13 protein-coding genes are annotated in these 17,596 nt (G+C 71.9%); 2 read left to right on the top strand and 11 right to left on the bottom strand.

The features are described 5' to 3' along the window. Positions 1-148: 148 nt before the first annotated feature. From ruvX to JX283_RS04945, 6 genes are all read right to left on the bottom strand, one after another. The gene (gene ruvX, locus JX283_RS04970; protein ID WP_135977196.1) at positions 149-568 is read right to left on the bottom strand and encodes a Holliday junction resolvase RuvX; all 420 of its coding nucleotides are present in this window, start codon (positions 566-568) and stop codon (positions 149-151) included. Between the two features lie 3 nt (positions 569-571). Continuing rightward, positions 572-3,214, bottom strand: a complete 2,643-nt coding sequence (alaS, locus tag JX283_RS04965; protein ID WP_204829598.1) for an alanine--tRNA ligase — start codon at positions 3,212-3,214, stop codon at positions 572-574. Positions 3,215-3,279: 65 nt separating this feature from the next. Then, a complete protein-coding gene (locus JX283_RS04960) occupies positions 3,280-4,626 on the bottom strand; it encodes an AI-2E family transporter (RefSeq protein WP_204829596.1) in 1,347 nt (448 codons plus the stop codon). A 61-nt stretch (positions 4,627-4,687) separates the two neighbouring features. Then, complete coding sequence (locus JX283_RS04955) at positions 4,688-5,470, bottom strand: SigB/SigF/SigG family RNA polymerase sigma factor (protein WP_204829597.1); 783 nt, start codon at positions 5,468-5,470, stop codon at positions 4,688-4,690. Between the two features lie 50 nt (positions 5,471-5,520). After that, positions 5,521-5,898, bottom strand: a complete 378-nt coding sequence (locus tag JX283_RS04950) for an ATP-binding protein (protein WP_135977194.1) — start codon at positions 5,896-5,898, stop codon at positions 5,521-5,523. Positions 5,899-6,510: 612 nt separating this feature from the next. Next, complete coding sequence (locus JX283_RS04945; protein WP_204829595.1) at positions 6,511-7,863, bottom strand: replication-associated recombination protein A; 1,353 nt, start codon at positions 7,861-7,863, stop codon at positions 6,511-6,513. A gap of 73 nt (positions 7,864-7,936) precedes the next feature. Between JX283_RS04945 and JX283_RS04940 the strand changes: the two genes are divergently transcribed. Further along, on the top strand, positions 7,937-8,704 hold the full coding sequence (locus JX283_RS04940) for a gamma-glutamyl-gamma-aminobutyrate hydrolase family protein (protein WP_204829594.1): 768 nt from the start codon (positions 7,937-7,939) through the stop codon (positions 8,702-8,704). A gap of 114 nt (positions 8,705-8,818) precedes the next feature. Here JX283_RS04940 and JX283_RS04935 read toward each other — a convergent pair whose 3' ends face one another. From JX283_RS04935 to JX283_RS04920, 4 genes are all read right to left on the bottom strand, one after another. After that, positions 8,819-10,510, bottom strand: a complete 1,692-nt coding sequence (locus JX283_RS04935) for an OPT/YSL family transporter (protein ID WP_204829593.1) — start codon at positions 10,508-10,510, stop codon at positions 8,819-8,821. Positions 10,511-10,634: 124 nt separating this feature from the next. Beyond that, positions 10,635-11,891 carry a deoxyguanosinetriphosphate triphosphohydrolase family protein gene (locus JX283_RS04930; protein ID WP_204829592.1) on the bottom strand — a complete coding sequence of 419 codons (1,257 nt, stop codon included), beginning with the start codon at positions 11,889-11,891 and terminating at the stop codon, positions 10,635-10,637. Beyond that, positions 11,888-14,560 (bottom strand): SGNH/GDSL hydrolase family protein, encoded by a 2,673-nt coding sequence (locus tag JX283_RS04925; RefSeq protein WP_204829591.1) that lies wholly within the window; start codon positions 14,558-14,560, stop codon positions 11,888-11,890. Before JX283_RS04925 ends, JX283_RS04930 begins: the two co-directional genes overlap by 4 nt. Before the next feature lie 880 nt (positions 14,561-15,440). Next, positions 15,441-15,896, bottom strand: coding sequence for a PTS sugar transporter subunit IIA (locus JX283_RS04920; RefSeq protein ID WP_204829590.1), 456 nt, complete (start codon positions 15,894-15,896; stop codon positions 15,441-15,443). A gap of 186 nt (positions 15,897-16,082) precedes the next feature. Here JX283_RS04920 and JX283_RS08675 point away from each other — a divergent pair, with 186 nt between their 5' ends. Then, complete coding sequence (locus JX283_RS08675; protein WP_305082425.1) at positions 16,083-16,658, top strand: STM3941 family protein; 576 nt, start codon at positions 16,083-16,085, stop codon at positions 16,656-16,658. Between the two features lie 29 nt (positions 16,659-16,687). On the opposite strand, the gene JX283_RS04915 is transcribed toward JX283_RS08675, so the two are convergent. After that, positions 16,688-17,464, bottom strand: a complete 777-nt coding sequence (locus JX283_RS04915; protein ID WP_135977184.1) for a metallophosphoesterase — start codon at positions 17,462-17,464, stop codon at positions 16,688-16,690. Positions 17,465-17,596 lie beyond the last annotated feature (132 nt).

The following is a 17,596-nucleotide window of genomic DNA, read 5'->3' as shown; positions in this document are numbered from 1 at the left end:
CCCAGGCCCCGGACCGCGCCGCCCCCCCGCGTCGCGGGGCCTCCGCGGCACGACGTCCCTGCTGACGGCTGTGACGGGGCGTGCGGTCGGGACGTCCCTGCCCCGCGCCGGCGCCGCCGCGGGGGTTCCTGGGGTCTGCCATGGGTTCCTAACTCTCGTGGGGTCGGGCGTCGAGGAACGCCTGGAGGAAGAGCGACGCCGCGACCATGTCTACCTTGCCCCGCATGGAGCGCTCGTCCATGCCCTGGGCCCTCAGGATACGTTTAGCCTCGGTGCTGGAGAGACGCTCGTCCGCGAATTCCAGAGGAAGACCGCAGGCACGGGCGATGTCGCGCGCCTGCGCCATGACCCGCTCGGCCTGGGGGCCGTCGTCACCGGCCATGGTCCTGGGCCTGCCGCACACGAGGACGTCGGGCTCGTGGTCCTCCAGGACGCGACGGAACGTCCGGGCGCCCGAGAGCACCTCGTCAGCGGGGAGCACGCACACCGGGAAGGCGACGGCGCCCGAGACATCGGACGCCGCCACACCGATACGGCGCTCCCCTATGTCCAGGGCAAGGTACCGCACCGGCTACTTCCCCTGGCCCAGACGCTCGCGCACGGCGTCGAGGGCGTCGGCGATGACCGCGGGGCCGGGCAGCCCGCCCTGGGCCATGGCGGGCTTGCCGCCGCCGCGGCCGCCGAAGGCACCGGTGACCGCCTTCACGACGGCGCCGGCNTCGAAGCCGGCCTCGACGGCCTCCTTGGTGCCGGCGGCCAGAAGCGACGTCTTGCCCTCGTCGGACTGGGAGACGAGGAAGCACGCCACAGGGCCCTTGGCCTGCTCGCGCAGGGTGTCCCAGACGCCGCGGAGGTCGCGCGCGTCGCGGCCGTCCAGGCGCGTCACCACGGCCTTGTAGCCGTCGCACTGGATGGCGCCGGCCAGGGCGTCCACGGCGGCGTTGGTGCCAGCGCCGGAGAGNGCGCGCTTGAGCTTGGCCTTGAGGTCGCGCTCGCGGGCCAACATGTCGTCCACGGCGCCGGCCACGGAGGCGGGGCGGCTCTTGAGGGAGGCGGCCGCGGCGTCGAGGGCGTCGAGGCGGCCGTTGAGGAAGTCCAGGGCGCCGAGCGAGGTCACGGCCTCGATGCGACGGGCGGCGCTGCCCACGGAGCCCTCGGACACGATCTTGAAGATGCCGAGCTCGGCGGTGTTGGAGGCGTGGAGGCCGCCGCAGAGCTCCGCGGAGAAGGGCTCGGGGCCCTCGCCGGCACGCACCACGCGCACCTCGTCGCCGTACTTCTCGCCGAAGAGCGCCACGGCGCCGGAGGCCTTGGCGTCCTCGATGGACATGAGCTCGGTGGTCACCGGCAGGGCGAGGAAGATCTGCTCGTTGACGAGCTCCTCGATGCTATGGACCTGCGCCTGGGTCAGGGCCTCGAAGTGGGTGAAGTCGAACCTCAGGCGGTCGGGGGCCACGAGGGAGCCGGCCTGGTGCACGTGGTCGCCCAGGACACGCTTGAGCGCGGCGTCCAGCAGGTGGGTGGCCGTGTGGTTGCGGCGGATGAGCTCGCGGCGGCGCTCGTCGACCTCGGCGGTCACAATGTCGCCCACGCGCACGAAGCCGCCCTTGACGCGGCCCACGTGGGCCGTGAGGCCGTCGTGGGAGACGGTGTCGTCCACATCCATGCGGAACTCGATGCCGGAGAGCTCGCCGGTGTCGCCCACCTCGCCGCCCATCTCGGCGTAGAACGGGGTGCGGTCGAGCACGACCTCCACGTCGTCGCCGGTCTCGGCGCGCATGACGCTCTCGCCGTCGCGCACGATGGACAGCACGGTGCAGCCTCGGAGCTCGCCCCNCTCNNAGCCNNGGAACTCNGGGGCGTCCACGGGGTCGGACAGGGCCGTCCAGACGTCCACCTGGCTCCATGCGTCGGAGTCGGTGGCGCCGGCGGCGCGGGCGCGGGAGCGCTGGGCCTCCATGTCGGCGTCGAAGGCCCCCTGGTCGATGTCGTGGCCGGCGCCGAGGGCGATCTCGCGGGTGAGGTCCACGGGGAAGCCGTAGGTGTCGTGCAGGGTGAAGGCCACGTGGCCGGAGAGGGTCTCCCCCTCCGCGAGCCTCTCGAGCTCCCCCTCAAGGTAGAGGCGGCCGGTCTCGATGACGGAGGAGAAGCGGGCCTCCTCGGCGCGGACGGTCCCCTCGATGAGGGCGGCGTTCTCCACGAGCTCGGGGTAGGTGTCACCCATGAGGCGCGTCACCTCGGCCACGTAGTCGCAGAGGAAGGCGTCCTCGATGCCCAGCAGGCGACCGTGGAAGACGGCGCGGCGGAGCAGGCGGCGCAGCACGTAGCCGCGGCCCTCGTTGGAGGGCAGGATGCCGTCGCCGATCATGAACGTGACNGCACGGGAGTGGTCGGCGATGATGCGCAGCGAGACGTCCTTGGAGAACTCCTGCCCGTAGGTGGCGCCGGAGAGGCGCTCGCCGAGCTCGATGAGGCTCCAGAGGATGTCGCCGTCGTAGTTGGACGACTTGTGCTGCATGATGGCGGCCATGCGCTCGAGGCCCATGCCGGTGTCGACGTTCTGGTGCGGGAGGTCTGCCAGCGTGCCGTCCTCCTGGCGGTCGTACTGGGTGAACACGAGGTTCCAGAACTCGAGGAAGCGGTCGCAGTCGCAGCCCGGGGCGCAGTCGGGGCTGCCGCAGCCGTGCTCCTCGCCCTGGTCGAAGTAGATCTCGGAGCAGGGGCCGCAGGGGCCGGTGGGGCCGGCGGCCCAGAAGTTGTCATCCTCGCCCAAGCGCGAGATGTGGCCCGGGTCCACGCCCAGGGACTCCCAGATGGCCGCGCAGTCGTCGTCGTCGGTGAAGACGGTGAAGTAAAGGCGGTCGAGCGGGAGGTGCAGGTGGTTGACGATGAAGTCGAACGCCCACTCGCAGGCCTGGCGCTTGGAGTAACCGCCGAAGGCGAAGTTGCCAAGCATCTCGAAGAACGAGAGGTGACGCCCGTCGAGGCCGATGGCGTCGATGTCGTTGGTGCGCAGGCACTTCTGGCACGAGGTGGCGCCGATGGCGTCCTTGAGGGTCTTGGTGCCCAGGTAGTACTGCTTGAACTGGTTCATGCCGGCGTTGGCGAGGAGCAGCGACGGGTCGTCGGGGACCAGCGAGGAGGACGGGAACCGCTTGCAGCCGTGGGCCTCGAAGAAGTCGAGGAACGAGGAGCGGATCTCTGCGGTGGTCATGGTCGGGTAGTCANGNTCAGCCACGGGGCTTCTCCNTTGCAGGCTGGTCNCNTACAGGGGGCATTCTACCGCTTGTCCCGGNCCCGGTCGTCGTCTTGGGCGTCGCCGCCGCGCTGCCCCGACGCGCGGTCGTGGCCGCGCTCGAGGACGGAGGCGGCCTCCGCGGCGTGGCGCCGGATGACCTCGGTGACGTCGGGCCTGGGCGCAGGGTCGGCCTCGGCCGTGACGTCGGTCTCCGGCGGCTCGGGCACGAGGCGGCTCGTGGCGAAGAAGTGGTCGTCGTCGAGGGCGTCGCAGGAGGGCGCCGGGCTGCCGTCGGCGTGGCGGTAGGGCGTGCCCTGAAAGAGCGCGCCGTCGCGGGACACGAGTTGGCGGCCCGTGCGGGTCTCGAAGTAGTAGATGAACACGCCCTTGATGGCGGCGCTCACCGGGATGGAGATGGCCATGCCCACGGCGCCGCCGAGGCTCGAGCCCACCACGANGGCGAGGAGCGACAGGGCGGGGTGCACCTGGACGGCGGAGCGCATGACCACTGGACTCACGACGTTGTCGGTGACGTTCTCGGCCACCATGGCCACCACNAGGGTCCAGNGGNCGCACACCGGGCTCACGAACAGGGCCGTCACCGTGGCGATGGCCGCGCTGATCCAGGGGCCCACGACGGGCACGANGTGGAGCAGCCCCGTGAGGATGCCCATGAGCGGGGCGTAGGGCTGGCCCACGACCGTGAAGCCGAGGAACGCCAGCGAGCCGCCCACGATGGATGTGATGACGATGCCGCGCATGTAGCCGCCCATGGAGCGGCTGGCGACGGCCAGGAGCAGCGTGAGGTCGTCGCGGTGGGCGGGGCCGGCGATGACGGCGAACTCCCGCACGATCCTGGGGTAGTCGCGCGCGAGCCAGTAGGCCATGACGAGGCCCAGGAAGAACATGAAGAACACGTTGACGATGTTCATGAGGTTGGGCAGCAGGCCGCTGGAGAGCTGGCTCGCGAGGTCGGTGGCGAACCTCGACCCCATGGTGGACAGGGCGTCCACCACGCCGGTCATGTTCTGCTGGAGGTCCGCGGTGTCCGCGTTGCCGTAGCGCTCGAAGAGCGAGCGCAGCCAGTCCTGGGTCTCGCGGAGGTAGCCGGGGATGCNCTCGAGGAGCGACGTGAGCTGCTCGGTGAACGCGGGGCCCAGCACCGCCACCACGGCGGCGGCCACGCCGAGCACGCACACGAGGGCCATGATGGCTCCGAGGGCGCGCCCCACGCCGTGGTTCTCGAGCCAGTTGACGAGCGGGCTGCAGATGAAGCCCACGATGATGCCCACGGCGAGGAACTCGATGGCGGGGGNCAGGAAGCCCAGGGCCCANACCACGAAGATGAAGACGAGGACGAACCCCACGACCGTCCACACGCGCACCATGCGCTGGCGGTCGGANGCGGGGACCCCCGTCGGCTGCTGTACTGACGGTTGGCCGGCCATGCTACCCCATCAACCCCTCGGGGTCGATGCGGTCCTGGACCTTCTTGAGGGTGCGGCGCAGGAAGCGCGAGACCTGTACCTGGCTCACGCCGAGGCGCTTGGCGATCTCCACCTGGGTGAGGCCGTCCTGGAAGCGCATCTTGAGGACCTCCTGCTCGCGCGGCGAGNAGGAGCCGATGGTGTCCTCGATGACCATGCGGTCGTCGGAGGCAAGGAGGTCCTGGTCCTCGGTGGCGTAGTGGTCGATGACCGAGGGGGCGNCCTGGTCGCCGGAGCCGCCGCCCTCGANGGGCACGGAGCTGTAGGCGCTCNAGGACTCCATGGCNTCGAGGACCTCGTCGACGGTGACGCCGAGGGAGGCCGCGATCTCGTCCACGGAGGGCGAGCGCTGGAGGTCCTTCGTGAGCTCGTCGGTGGCCTGGTTGACCTTGGCCGAGAGCTCCTGCAGGCGTCTGGGCACGCGCACGGACCAGCCCTTGTCGCGGANGTGCCGCTTGATCTCGCCCATGNTGGTNGGCGTGGCGTAGGTGGTGAACTCCAGGCCGCGCTCCGGCTCGAAACGGTCGATGGCCTTGATGANGCCGATCGTGCCCACCTGGATGAGGTCGTCGAGCGACTCGCCGCGGTTCTTGAACTTGGAGGCGAGGAAGCGCACGAGGTTGAGGTGGCTCACGATGAGCTGCTCGCGGGCGTCCTCGTCGCCCTCGTCCTTGTACAGGGCGAAGAGCTCCCGCGTGCGCTCCTTGTCCCACGCCAGCTTGCCTCTGCCGGCACCGGCGGACATGCGGCGGGCGTGGATGCCGGAGGTCCGGGAGACCTGGGGCCTGGACTCGCTCACTCGGCCCCTCCCATCTTCTTGAGGACCGTGAGGCGCGTGTGGCCGTCGTCGATGGAGTACTCGTCGGTGACCGAGCCGAGGATGAGCTGGGCGTAGTCGAACGAGCCCTCCTCATAGGCGTCCTCCACGTCGCGGCAGGGGCCCAGGGAGAAGCTCATCCGGATCTGGGCCTCGTCGATGGCGAAGAGGATGTCGCAGAAGTCCTGCTCGGTGGCGCAGGCGTAGACGAAGCCCTCCTCGGCGGCCATGCGCACGTCCTCGACGTCGTCGATGGACAGGCCGCAGACCACGGCCAGGTTGGCTGCCAGCATGCGCACCGAGCGGGCGAACTCCGCCGATGCGGGGGTCTTGAGCTCGACGATCTTGCTATCCATGGGGCCTCTCCTACTCGTTGTCGCTGTCGGTGGGGGCGCTGGCGGGATAGGTGAAGTACCCGCTGTCGTCGGAGACGGTCTCTACCTCGGGAGCTGCGGCGTCGATGGCCGCAGCCTCGGCCTCGGGCAGCGGCTGGGCCCCCTGCTCGCCGCCCTTGCCGGTGATCTTGTTGACGGCGCGTCCCGCGACGGCGGCGGCCTTGTCGACGACGCCGCTCACGGCGGTGGTGGCGTCGGAGGCGGCCCCGGTGACGGTCCCCACGTCGGACAGGATGGTGTTCACCTGAAGGAGGTCGAGGGAGAGGGCGTCCACCGTGGTCTCCACCTTGCCGAGGAGGGGCTTGACCTCCTGGATGGCGGGGTTGAGGTCGGCGACGGCCTTGTCGACGTTCTTGATGGTGCCCTGGAGCCCGTCGACCGTGNCGNNGACCTTGTCCACGAGGCCGTCGACCTTGCCGCGGACCTTGCGCAGGGTGAGGGCGATCTCGACGCCCACCCACACGAAGGCGGCGATGAGCACGACGAGCGCGACGATAATCCAGATGTTCATGGCGTTCCCTTTCTCAGNGCGCCGGCCTCGGCCGGNGCCCGTTCGNTCCGATGGTTTGCATTCTACCCATCTGAGGGCGCAGGCCCNCCGCCGCGGTCGCGGGCCACGGCCTCGCGGCGCCAGGCCNCCCACCCCCGCTCCGACGGGTGCCAGAACGCACCCGCGGAGAGGCCCTCGGGCAGGTAGCGCTGGGGGACCCAACCGGCCGGGAAGGCATNGGGGTAGAGGTAGGGCCCGTAGGATTCGGACCCGGGGCGGTGGCGGTCGCGCAGGTGGTTGGGCACCTCGCGGCGCGGTCCGCGGCGCACCTCGGAGAGGGCGGCGTCTATACCGGCCTCGCAGGCGTTGGACTTGGGCGCGAGGGCGAGGTACGTGGCCGCCTGGGCCAGGTTGATGCGGCACTCCGGGTAGCCGATGACCTCCGCGGCCTTGAAGGCGGCCTCGGCCACGAGGACGGCCTGGGGGTCGGCGTTGCCCACGTCCTCGGACGCGCAGATGAGGATGCGGCGGGCGATGAAGCNCGGGTCCTCTCCCCCGTCGAGCATGCGGGCGAGCCAGTAGAGGGCGGCGTCGGGGTCGGAGCCCCGCATGGACTTGATGAAGGCCGAGACCACATCGTAGTGCATGTCGCCGCCCTTGTCGTAGGGNAGGCCGCGGCGGGGGTTGGCCTCCTCGACCNCGGCGACCGTGATGGCGTAGGGGCCCTCCTCCGGGACGGACGCCGGCACCGTGCCGTCGGGGCTCGCGAGCTGGGACGCCAGCTCCAGCGTGGTGAGCGCGGCCCGGCCGTCGCCGCCGGCGAGCGACACCACGGCGGCGCGGGCCTCGTCGTCGAGGGCGAAGCAGCCACGGAGGCCCCGGTCGCTGGCCAGGGCGCGGTCCACGAGCTCCCCCACGGCGCCGTCGTCCAGGGCCGTGAGCTCCACCACGCGGCTGCGGGACAGCAGGGCCGAGTTGACCTCGAAGTAGGGGTTCTCGGTGGTCGCGCCCACAAGCACCACCACGCGGTCCTCCACGGCGTGGAGCAGAGCGTCCTGCTGGCTACGGTTGAACCGGTGGATCTCGTCCACGAACAGGATCGTGCGCCGGCCGTCGGAGAGCAGGCGGTGCTCGGCGGCGTCCACCTCGCGGCGGAGGTCCTTGACGGNGCCGGTGATGGCCGACACCTCCACGAACTCCGCCCGGGTGACGTTGGCCACGATGCGGGCCAGGGTGGTCTTGCCCGTGCCGGCGGGGCCGTAGAGGATCACGGAGGAGAGCACGTCGTGCTCGATGGCGCGGCGCAGCCACGAGCCGGGGCCCACCGCCTGGGGCTGGCCGACGAACTCCTCGAGGGTGTGGGGTCGCATGCGGGCGGCGAGAGGTGCGAACCGCGCCTTGGCCTCGCGCTCCCGCTGGGAGAATAGAGTGTCCATGGCAGGTATTGTAAGGNCTTGGAAACTAATGTTCGCCATACTGGCCCAAACCCACGAACTCGACGGAGGGACCATGGACTACACGGCGGGGACCTGCCGCCGCCCCCTCATCGGCATCTGCGGCAGGCCCGACGAGACGGGCGAGTACCTCATCATCTTCAAGGACTACGCGGACCGCGTCTACGAGGCCGGCGGCCTCCCCGCGGGCCTGCCCGCCCACGAGGGCGCCGACGCCTGCGCCGACGAGGTGGCCGAGCGCTTCGACGGCATCGTGTTCACCGGCGGCTGCGACATCGACGGCGCGAGCTTCGGCGGGCGCGCCTACGACGACTCCACCCACCACCCCCTCGGCGAGACCATGCCCGTGCGCGNCGCNTTCGAGGGCGCNCTCGTGCACGCCTGCTGGGACCGGGACGTGCCGTGCCTGGGCGTNTGCCGAGGCCTCCAGGTCATGAACGTGGCNATGGGCGGGAGGCTCGTGCGCGACGTGAGCGNGCAGGCCTGGTCCATGGCCGCGCACATCGGCAGTCACCTGCAGCCCGAGCCCTTCGACACGCCGAGCCACGACGTGCTGGTGGAGCCCAACAGCGAGCTCGCCCGCATCCTCGGCCGCCTGGAGACCCGGGTGAACTCCATCCACCACCTGGCCATCTCGGAGGTGCCCCAGGGCGGCCACGTGGTGGCGCGCGCCCTCGACGGCACGCCCGAGGCCATCGACTTCACGGACCGCACGTTCTTCATGGGCGTGCAGTGGCACCCCGAGATCATGGGCACGCAGCCCGAGCTCTTCTCGGCCTTCGTGGCCGCGGCCGACGCCCGGCGGAGGGCCCTGGGCCGCTGAGGGTCCGGCCCGGGTACAGCACGCGGGCGCAGACGGACAGGGCGCCCGGGACCGCCGTCTGAGACGGGTCCCGGGCGCCCTCCGCGCCCCAGCCGTGCGTGTCCCGGCCGGCCGTCAGCCCGCGAGCATGAGGGCCACGGCCACGAAGGCCGTCACCACGCCCACGAGCGACTCGCCGCCGAGAAGGCCCGACGCCGCCGCCTGCCAGCGCGCCTCCCGGGCCGCCTTGGCCTCGGGGTCGTCATCCCTGTGGCGGTGCTCCACGACGATGCGCACGAGGGCGCCGAGGCCCGCCGACGCGCTCATGTGGAACGGCAGGTACACGCCCAGGCCGAGCGTCATGACCGGCAGCTTGAGCAGGGCCATGACGAAGCCGGCCGCCAAGGCGCCGAAGAACACGCCCACGTGGGGGATGCCGCCCGCCATGGTCGCCACGACGGAGGCCTGGGCGGCCACGAAGGTGTCGGCGCCGGTGGCCTCGGGGCCGAAGGCCTCGGGCCCGTAGGCGCCGGCCAGAGCCATGAGCATGAGCGAGGCGACCACGGCGCCCACGAGGCCGCCCACCACCATGCCGGCGAACTGGTCGCGCGGGTCGGTGTCCAGGGCGTCGCCGGCCTTGAGGTCGTTCATGACGTCGCCCACGATGCCGCAGGCCACGGCCACCACGGCCGCGCCGAGGAACAGCGTCTCCATGGAGAGGCCCGCGAAGGCGATGCGCACGAGCAGCAGCACGAGCACGCCGAAGATCTCCATGGGGTTGATGCCCATGGTTCCCGTGAGCCACGCGGAGAGGTACACCGAGAACCACGCGCCGAGGATGACGACGACCGACGGCAGCGGCCCGAGGCCGAGGCCCACGCAGGCGACGACGGCCACCACGGCCATGGCGAGCGCCACGGCGGAGCGGGGCACGGAGAGGCGGCGGCGCTCCTCGGCGGCGTCGGGGCGCGGCGCGGCGCCGGCGCCACCCGCGAGGCGCGCCTTGACGACGGGCACGAGCCCCGAGACCACGGCCCCGCCGCCCACGCCGAGCATGAGACCGAGGCCGAGGCTCGTCTGGATGGACGGCGCGTCCGCGGCGGCGATGACGCCGAGGGCGGGAAGGGCCCAGGCCACCACGACGGTGCCCAGGACGGCGCCGGCGAACCACACGAGGGCGGGCACGACGCCCACCACGAAGCCCATGGCCGCCATCATCGGCGAGTTGTACACGCCCAGGGTGACGCCGGGGATGACGCCGCCGAAGCCCAGGACCGAGGGCAGGGCACCAAGGTTGTCGCGGACGAAGGCGTAGAGGGCGGCGAGGCCCATGGACCCGAAGAGCACCGGGGCGTCCTTGCCCTGGGAGCCGTCGCAGGCCCTGAGGGTGTCCGCCGCCGAGAGACCCACGGGGTAGGCCAGACGCCGCTCCCGGATGAAGTAGGGCTGGAGCACCGCCGAGGCNACGAGGCCGAGNGNCGTGCCCGACAGGGCGCAGAGCAGCACCTGGGGGAACGTCACCTGGTACTGGGGGCCCAGCATCCAGAGACCGGGCAGCGTGAAGGCGAGGCCGCCGGCCACCATGGCGCCGGCACTCATGGCCGCGTGGCACNCGTTGGCCTCGTGGAGGTCCCGGCTGCCGAGGGCCCTCAGGGTCACCACCGAGGCCAGGGCCGCGAAGACGATGGGCCAGGGCAGGGCCCCCATCTTGAGGGCGATGAACATGGAGNTCGCNGTGAGCACGGCGCTGCCCACCGACCCGATGACGAGGGCGCGCGGCGTGAGGGCGCGGCCGGCCCGCGGGGACTGGCTGGTCTCAGGGTGCATTGGTCTCCCCTAACGTGAGGATGTTCGNGGTTGTTCGGGCAATGGTAGCTGAAAATCAGGCACAGGCGCGGGGCACGGACTGATGTGCACTGGGGTGGGCGCGGGCGCTGGGGCGCCGCAGGCCTCAGGCCAGGGCGTCGAAATAGTTGTGCTGGGGGAAGACCTTGGCGGCGGTGGGGTCCAGGCGCTCGGCGAGGGCCATGAAGTAGTCGTCGGTCATCGAGGCGATGTAGTCGGCCGCCGTCTGCACCGGGTCGGCCTCCCAGTCGTAGGTGCGGTCGTAGTGGGCCAGGTCGGCCTCCAGGGGCGCCACATGGTGGGCGAAGACCGGCGCCTCGGCCCGACCGGCCCGGAGGTCGTCGAGGGCGGCGTCGAACACGAGCTCGAACAGCCCCTCCACGGCGTGGCTCGTGGCCCCGTTTATCTCGGTGGAGTGGTAGATGCGCTCGAAGTTCTCCCGCTTGGCGCGCTTGAGCTCGGCGAACCCCTCGTCGCTCATCACTATGGCGTCCTGGCCCAGGCTCGACTCCACGATGTCCGAGATGAAGGCGTCGAGGGCCCAGNTGTTGTAGGCGCCGCCGAGGCCGTCGGCGAAGGAGCCCTCCCCCACGTGACCGGCGCGGATGGCGTCCTGACGGTCCTTGCCCACGTAGGCCACGATGTCGGCCACGCGCACGACGCAGCCCTCGAGCGTCATAGGCCTGAGGTGCCCCACGGCTCCCTCGCCCTCCGTGGCGCAGGCGGCCACGGCTGCGTCGAACCCCTCGAAGGAGGAGAGGCCNGAGACGGTGAAGCGCTGGAGCNCGCACTCGCCGTTGTGGCAGAGGATGCCGTCCAGGNTCTGGAGGCAGAGGTTGCGCCCGTAGAGGGTGTCGAGCACGCGCACGGAGTGCACGTTGTGGAAGAACCGCCGCCCGTCGCGACGGCGCAGGATGGCGTCCAGGAAGCGCTCGCCGGCGTGGCCGAACGGCGTGTGGCCGATGTCGTGGCCGAGGGCCACGGCCTCGATGAGGTCGCAGTTGAGGCCGAGGGCCCGGCCGATGTCGCGGGCCACGCGGCTCACGAGCTGCACGTGGAGGCCGCGGCGCGAGAGGTCCTCTTCGGCGAGGAAGCTGAACACCTGGGTCTTGCCGGCGAGGCGGTTGTAGGCCGGCAGGTGCATGACCTTCTCGACGTCGCGCATGANGGCGGGGCGGAGGGCCGTGGCCACGTCCCGGGGCTCGTCCGCACGGCGGAGCGCAGCGGAGTCGGGCGTGGCCCAGGGGCTGCAGGCACCCCGGGCGGCGTTCTCGGCCACCTGGGCCCGCGCCTCGGGGGAGAGCCCCCGGGCGAGGCCGGGCGCCAGGGGGTTGAGGGCGCCCTGCCGGCTGCCGGGCCTCACGGCCGGCCCCCGCGGTCCACGAAGCAGCCCATGTTGAGGCGGCTCGTCCACTCGCCGATGGTGGCGCCCACGCCGCAGCGGGTGAAGACGCCCGAGAAGCGTCCGCCGAAGAGGTAGAGGCCCTCCATACAGGAGGCATCCACGACGCCCGAGAGCTGGGTGACGTCCTCCGGCGCGCAGCCGCCCACGACCACGGGGCACACGTACTGCGGCGCGTAGGCCTGCACGACGGCGCCGGTCTCGCGGCCCCGCCCGAGGACCTCGAGCCAGCGCCCGTCGTCCACGTCGCGGCCGGCCACGACGGAGTCGGCGTTGTAGCCGTCGGCGGGCTTGACGATCCAGGCCTCCCGGTCGAGGTAGGGGGCGAGGTCGTCTCCCGGGGCGAGCACCTTGGTGAACGGCACGTGGGCCCGCACGAACTCGAGCTCCCCGGCGTCCAGCACCGAGGCCGCCTGCGGGCCGTGGAAGAAGGCGAACACGTTCTTGGTGGCGCAGGGCCAGGTGGAGAAGCCGCCCACCACGCAGGCCAGGTTCTCCTCGGCGGCGAGGACCAGGGCGNCGGCCCCTTCGCAGGGCTTCCCCATCATCTCCGAGACCACCACGCGACGCCACACGCAGTCTATGGGGCCGCGGCCGTCCATGAGGCGCCACCGGCCGCCCACCTCGTCGACGGNGAGGTCGCGGATGTCGGTGATGCGGGCGTCCACGCCCATGGCGGCAAAGCGGGCCACGAAGTCCTCAGCCTCGTCGCGGGAGAGCGACTCCAGGTAGTCGACGACGGCGAGGCTGGGCCGCCCCGCCGGGAAGGGCCCGGTCCCGGCCAGGTCCCAGGCGCCGTAGCAGTCCAGGACCTCACGGGCGCAGGCGTCCACCACCGAGTANGGGTCGAGGCCGGGGCGCTCCCCCTCGAGCGCGGCGAACGTGGGGCCCAGAGCCACGGCGCGGGAGACCTCGTCGGTGGCCGTCATGCCCGCCGAGCCGTCGCAGTTGAGCTCGCAGAACCAGTACTCCCCGGTGTCCTCGTTCAGGAACACGTCCACGCGGGCCACGGGGACCGGGCAGGGGAAGTGGTCCTCGATGAGGCAGAGGCGCTCGACGTCGGCGGGCAGCCCGAAGGCGGCGCGCACCGCCGGGTCGCAGCGGTAGGCCCGGAGCGTCTTGGCCATGATGCGGTACATGGTCTCGGCGGCGTCGGCGAGCAGGCGCTCGCCCTCGACGGTGAACAGCTTGGGCGTGAAGGCCCAGCTGAGCGGGGCCCCGTGGTAGAGGGCGTGCGTCCCGGCGAGGTAGGCCTGCCCCGCGGCGCGGCCCTCGGCGTCGAGGCCGGGCAGCGACCCGCAGAGGGCGTTGAAGCGGTCCTCCAGGGCGCGCCCGAGGGCGGGTGCGGCGGCGTCGGGCGCCGGTGCGGGCGCGGCGTCGGCGCGGGCCGGGGCGCCCTCCCCCACCGACGCCGGGGCCAGCGGCTCCAGGTGGCAGGGCACGGCCGGCGCCAGGGCGGCGAGGTCGATGGGCTCGGTGTCCTCCGGCGGCAGCTCGCAGGGCTCGGCGCCCTCCCGGGCGGCGATGGCCTCCCGGGCGGCGCGGCGGGCCTTCTTGGCCGCCATNGTGTCGATGGGCGGCTCGCCGGCCATGACGCGGCCGATGCGCAGGGCCATGAGCCGGGCGCCGCGGGCCGAGGGGTGGTCGGCGTCAGCGAAGTAGCGGGCGCGGTCCTCGAGGAGCTCGAGGCCGTCCACGAGGGTCACCTCAGGGTGGCGGGCGCAGGCGTCGGCGATGAGTCCTGGGACCGTGCCGTAGGCGGCGCCGCGGGCCGTGGGGTAGGCGTCCTCGTCGTGAGGCGTCGGCGTGGCGCAGAAGAGGCGGGCCTCGGGCCAGAGAGAGCATACGGTGTCGATGTAGGCGGCGACCTCGCGGGCCACGACGGTGCCGGACCACCCCTCGAAGCGGTAGTTGGGGCCGAGGGCCACCCACACCGTGTCCGGGGCCTCGAGGGCCCCGAGTCCCATGAGGGCCGTGGGCTGGAACACGAGACCGCCCACGCCCTGGTTCACGAGGTCGAGGCCCTTGTCGGCCGCCACGAGCGCCGGCCAGGTGCCGGCCGGGTCGCCGGCGAGGAANCCCTGGGAGATGGAGTCGCCCANCANGAGGAGGGTGGGCCGGGGCGGCACCGGGTCCGCGTACGTGCCGTCGCAGAGCACCGTGCCGACGGTGCAGCCCCTCAGGGCCGGCAGGTAGATGCGCACGTGGCGGCGCGGGTCGAACCCCGGCAGCGTGGGGTCCCCGTCCTCGCCGGCGAGGTCCACNACGAGCTCCTCGGGGCCCTCCGGGGGCATGCACGGCGCCACGGGCCGGCCGTCGACCGTGGCCGAGACGCCGTCGAACGGGTCGTCCGCGGGACCTCCGACGGCGAGCTCCACCTGGGCCGCGGTGGTGCGGGGCTCGGGGTCCACGTCTATCTGGAGGGCGCACTCGGAGGCGTCGGTCTCGAACTCGACCACGATCCCGGAGGTGGTGCGCGCCTGGGCCCGGTAGAGCGACGGGTGCCACGCGGCGCAGCTCCCCAGGGCCCTGAGCTGGGAGGGGAAGAACCGCAGCGGACGCACCCAGCCGGACGCGCCGCGCTCGAGCGACACGGCCCCGTGGAGCAGCCCCTCGGCGGGGACCTCCACGGGCCAGCTCCTCCCCAGCCTGTGCCAGCGGCATCTGCCCATTCGGGTCCCCCTCTCGCGGTCGGCGCTCATCGGACACCGGCCATTGTCTCACAAGGCACCCAGGGCCCCTCACCCTCGCCCGATGGGTAAGAGCACCCCGGGGCGCCGTGCCCCGGACAGGATGCGTGGNAAGGGAGCCCCGNGACCGTCATCGCGCGCGCACTCATCGTGCTTGTGACCCTCTACGCCTGCGGGCGCATCATGTACCAGGGCGACGACCCCAAGGTGCGCTGGCGNTNCTTCCACGTGGTGCTGGAGTTCTGCGTCGTCATGGTGGGCAACNCCCTGGTGATGGCCGCGCTCCTGGTGGGGGCCGCCGCGCTGCTCCGGGTCCCCGGGCCCACCGCCGCGCTCATGGGCCTCCTGGTGACCGACGACGGCCGGTTCTCGGCGGGGACGCTCATGACCGCCATCTTCCTCCTGGTGTTTGCCACCGCCATCGTGCAGTACGAGGTGCGGCGCCTCCTGCGTGGCCGCTTCGGCTGGGTGTCCATGGGCGGCGACGAGTACCAGATCTTCGAGTACATCATCCAATGGCTGACCATCTTCTGCGTGGTCTACCAGTGCTTCTTCGAGGGGTTTGCCAGCGTGGCGCGCCTCGGGCACCCGGAGGGCCTCGGCCAGTTCTTCTCCATCGCCCTCACGCCGGCCAACATCAACCTCGTGCTGCAGCCGTTGCTCATCTCCAGCTGGGTGACCGTGGTGTTGGAACGGTTCGCCCGCCGGAACGCCCCCAAGCGCGGGTCCGCCCGCATCAAGGGCCGCTCCCCACAAAAAAGGCGCCCCGGGCCGCATCGCGGCAGCAGGGGGCGCCGGGGCAGGGCCGATCGGGGCGCGGCTAGGCGTCGAGGCCGTCGTTGATGATGGCGGCGATCTTCTCGGCGTCGTCGGTGGCGCGCATNGCGTCGCGGAACTCCTCGCGCATGAGCATCACGGCGACGTTGGAAAGGAGCTTGATGTGGGTGGTGCCGGCCTCCCCGTCGGGGACGAGCAGGGAGATGACCACGTCGACGGGCTTGTCGTCGAAGGACGGCCACTCGACGGGCTCCTGGANCTTCACGACGATGACGCCGGCCTCCTTGATGGCGTCGGCNTTGGCGTGGGGGATGGCGAAGCCGTCCTGCATGCCGGTGGCACCCATGTCCTCGCGGGCGTCGTAGGCGGCGCGCACGGTGGCGGCGTCCTCGGCCNTGCCCNGGGCCACGGCCTGCTCGGACAGGAGCTGGAGGACCTCCTCGCGGCTCTTGGAGGGGTTGTCCACGAAGACCTGGCTTGCCTTAACGAAATCGCTCATGTTGCCTCCTTGGGGCATCTTGGCCACTCATCACGGTTTGGCGGGCGCGGCACCGCGCCCACCTGTCATTATAGGCAGCATGGCACAGCCCAAAACCAATGCCGGGCTTCTCCTCTTTCTTTAACAGAAAGACATCAGGAAGCCACCGCCGCGCGGCGCCTGCGCGCCCGCCGTCTTGGAGGTCCCATGACCGCNCGCACCGAAGGTCCCCAGCCGTTCCGCATCGCCGCCGACACCACCCGTCAGCGCATCTTCATCGCCATCGGCGCCGTGGTGGCCGTGGCGTCGTTGTTCATCCTGGTGACGTCGGTGGGCTCCTACGGGGAGGCGCCGTGGCGCGTGTGGGCCTCCGCCACGGGCGTGGTCGTGGGCTCCGCCTGCGCCATCATCTTCATGCGCATGCTCCCCGAGCACCGCTGGGCCCTCGAGGTGGACGAACGCGGCATCACCGACAACTCCTCCTCCGCGGCCCCCGGCCTCATACCCTGGGACGACATCGCCGCCGTCTACGACTGGCAGGTGCGCCAGGGCCACACGCTGGCCATCGACCTCAAGGACCCGGAGGGCCTCCAGGGGCGCATGGCGCCCCACCCCGCGGCCANCGTCCGCGCACGCCTGGCCCAGGGCATCCCGGCGGTCGAGATCCGCGTGGCGGCGTTTCCGGGCTCCTACACCGTGGGCGAGGTGCTCGACGCCGCCCGGGCGTACCGCCCCAAGGCCGTGAAGCAGCCCCGCCGCTGGAAGGCGCCCAAGAAGCGCTAGGCCCCGGGCGCCAGGCCCCGGGCCCTCCCCTACTCGCCCTCCCGCACCGGCTCGTAGAACGTGGCCCCGTCGTCCAGGCGCACGATCCCCACCTGGCCCTCCGGGTGGCCCCCCGCCGCCGCGCAGTCGACATCGAGCTTGTCGCCGCCCACCCAGACCATGACGCCGCGGCCGTCGTCGTCGGCCACGGGGCCGTCCATGGCGTCGGTCACGTAGGGCAGGTAGGTGGAGGGCGTGTGGCCGGCCACCACCACGGGGGACGGGCCCTCCTCCGACACGAGCCCCGTGGGGCGGTCCCAGAACCCCGAGCGCACCCATAGCAGGTCGTCGGGGCGCTGGTCCAGGAGCATGGAGAAGAGCGAGCGCTCGTCCCACACTCCGCCCTCGGGGGGCGCGGGGTCCACGATGCCGGCGTGCACGAGCACCCACGGTCGGCCGCCCGCCGTCACGACGTCGAAGAGCGGGAGGCGCCGCACCCACGAGACCGTGTGCTCGTAGGCCTCGGGCACCAGGGCCATGAGGCCCTGCGCCGTGGTGGTGCCGCCGTTGCGCATCCAGAGGTCCCAGGCGGCGCGGTCGTCGGGGTTTCCCACGCAGGAGAGCATGAGCTGCTCGTGGTTGCCGGCGAGCACGGTGGCGTTGGGCAACCCGCGGAGCAGGCGGATGACGCCCAGGGGGTCCGGCCCCCGGTCGACCATGTCGCCGAGCACGTAGACGCGGTCGTCGTCGGCGGGCGACGCCTGGGCGAGGGCGCCGTCGAGCGCCCGCAGGTGCCCATGGACGTCGGAGAGCACGTAGACGGCCATGGCCCTCCCCTCCCATCACGGATCTGAAAGCACCCGGTAATCGAGCCATCATTTTGACAGGGGTAAATGGGTAGCGCAAACCCACCGCCCCCTGTCCCGCCACCCGGACACTTTTGTCCCAATGGTCGGGCA

This window comes from Olsenella sp. CU969, assembly GCF_905219715.1.
GTDB lineage: Bacteria > Actinomycetota > Coriobacteriia > Coriobacteriales > Atopobiaceae > Granulimonas > Granulimonas faecalis.
This window is presented reverse-complemented; position numbering and strand designations above follow the sequence as displayed.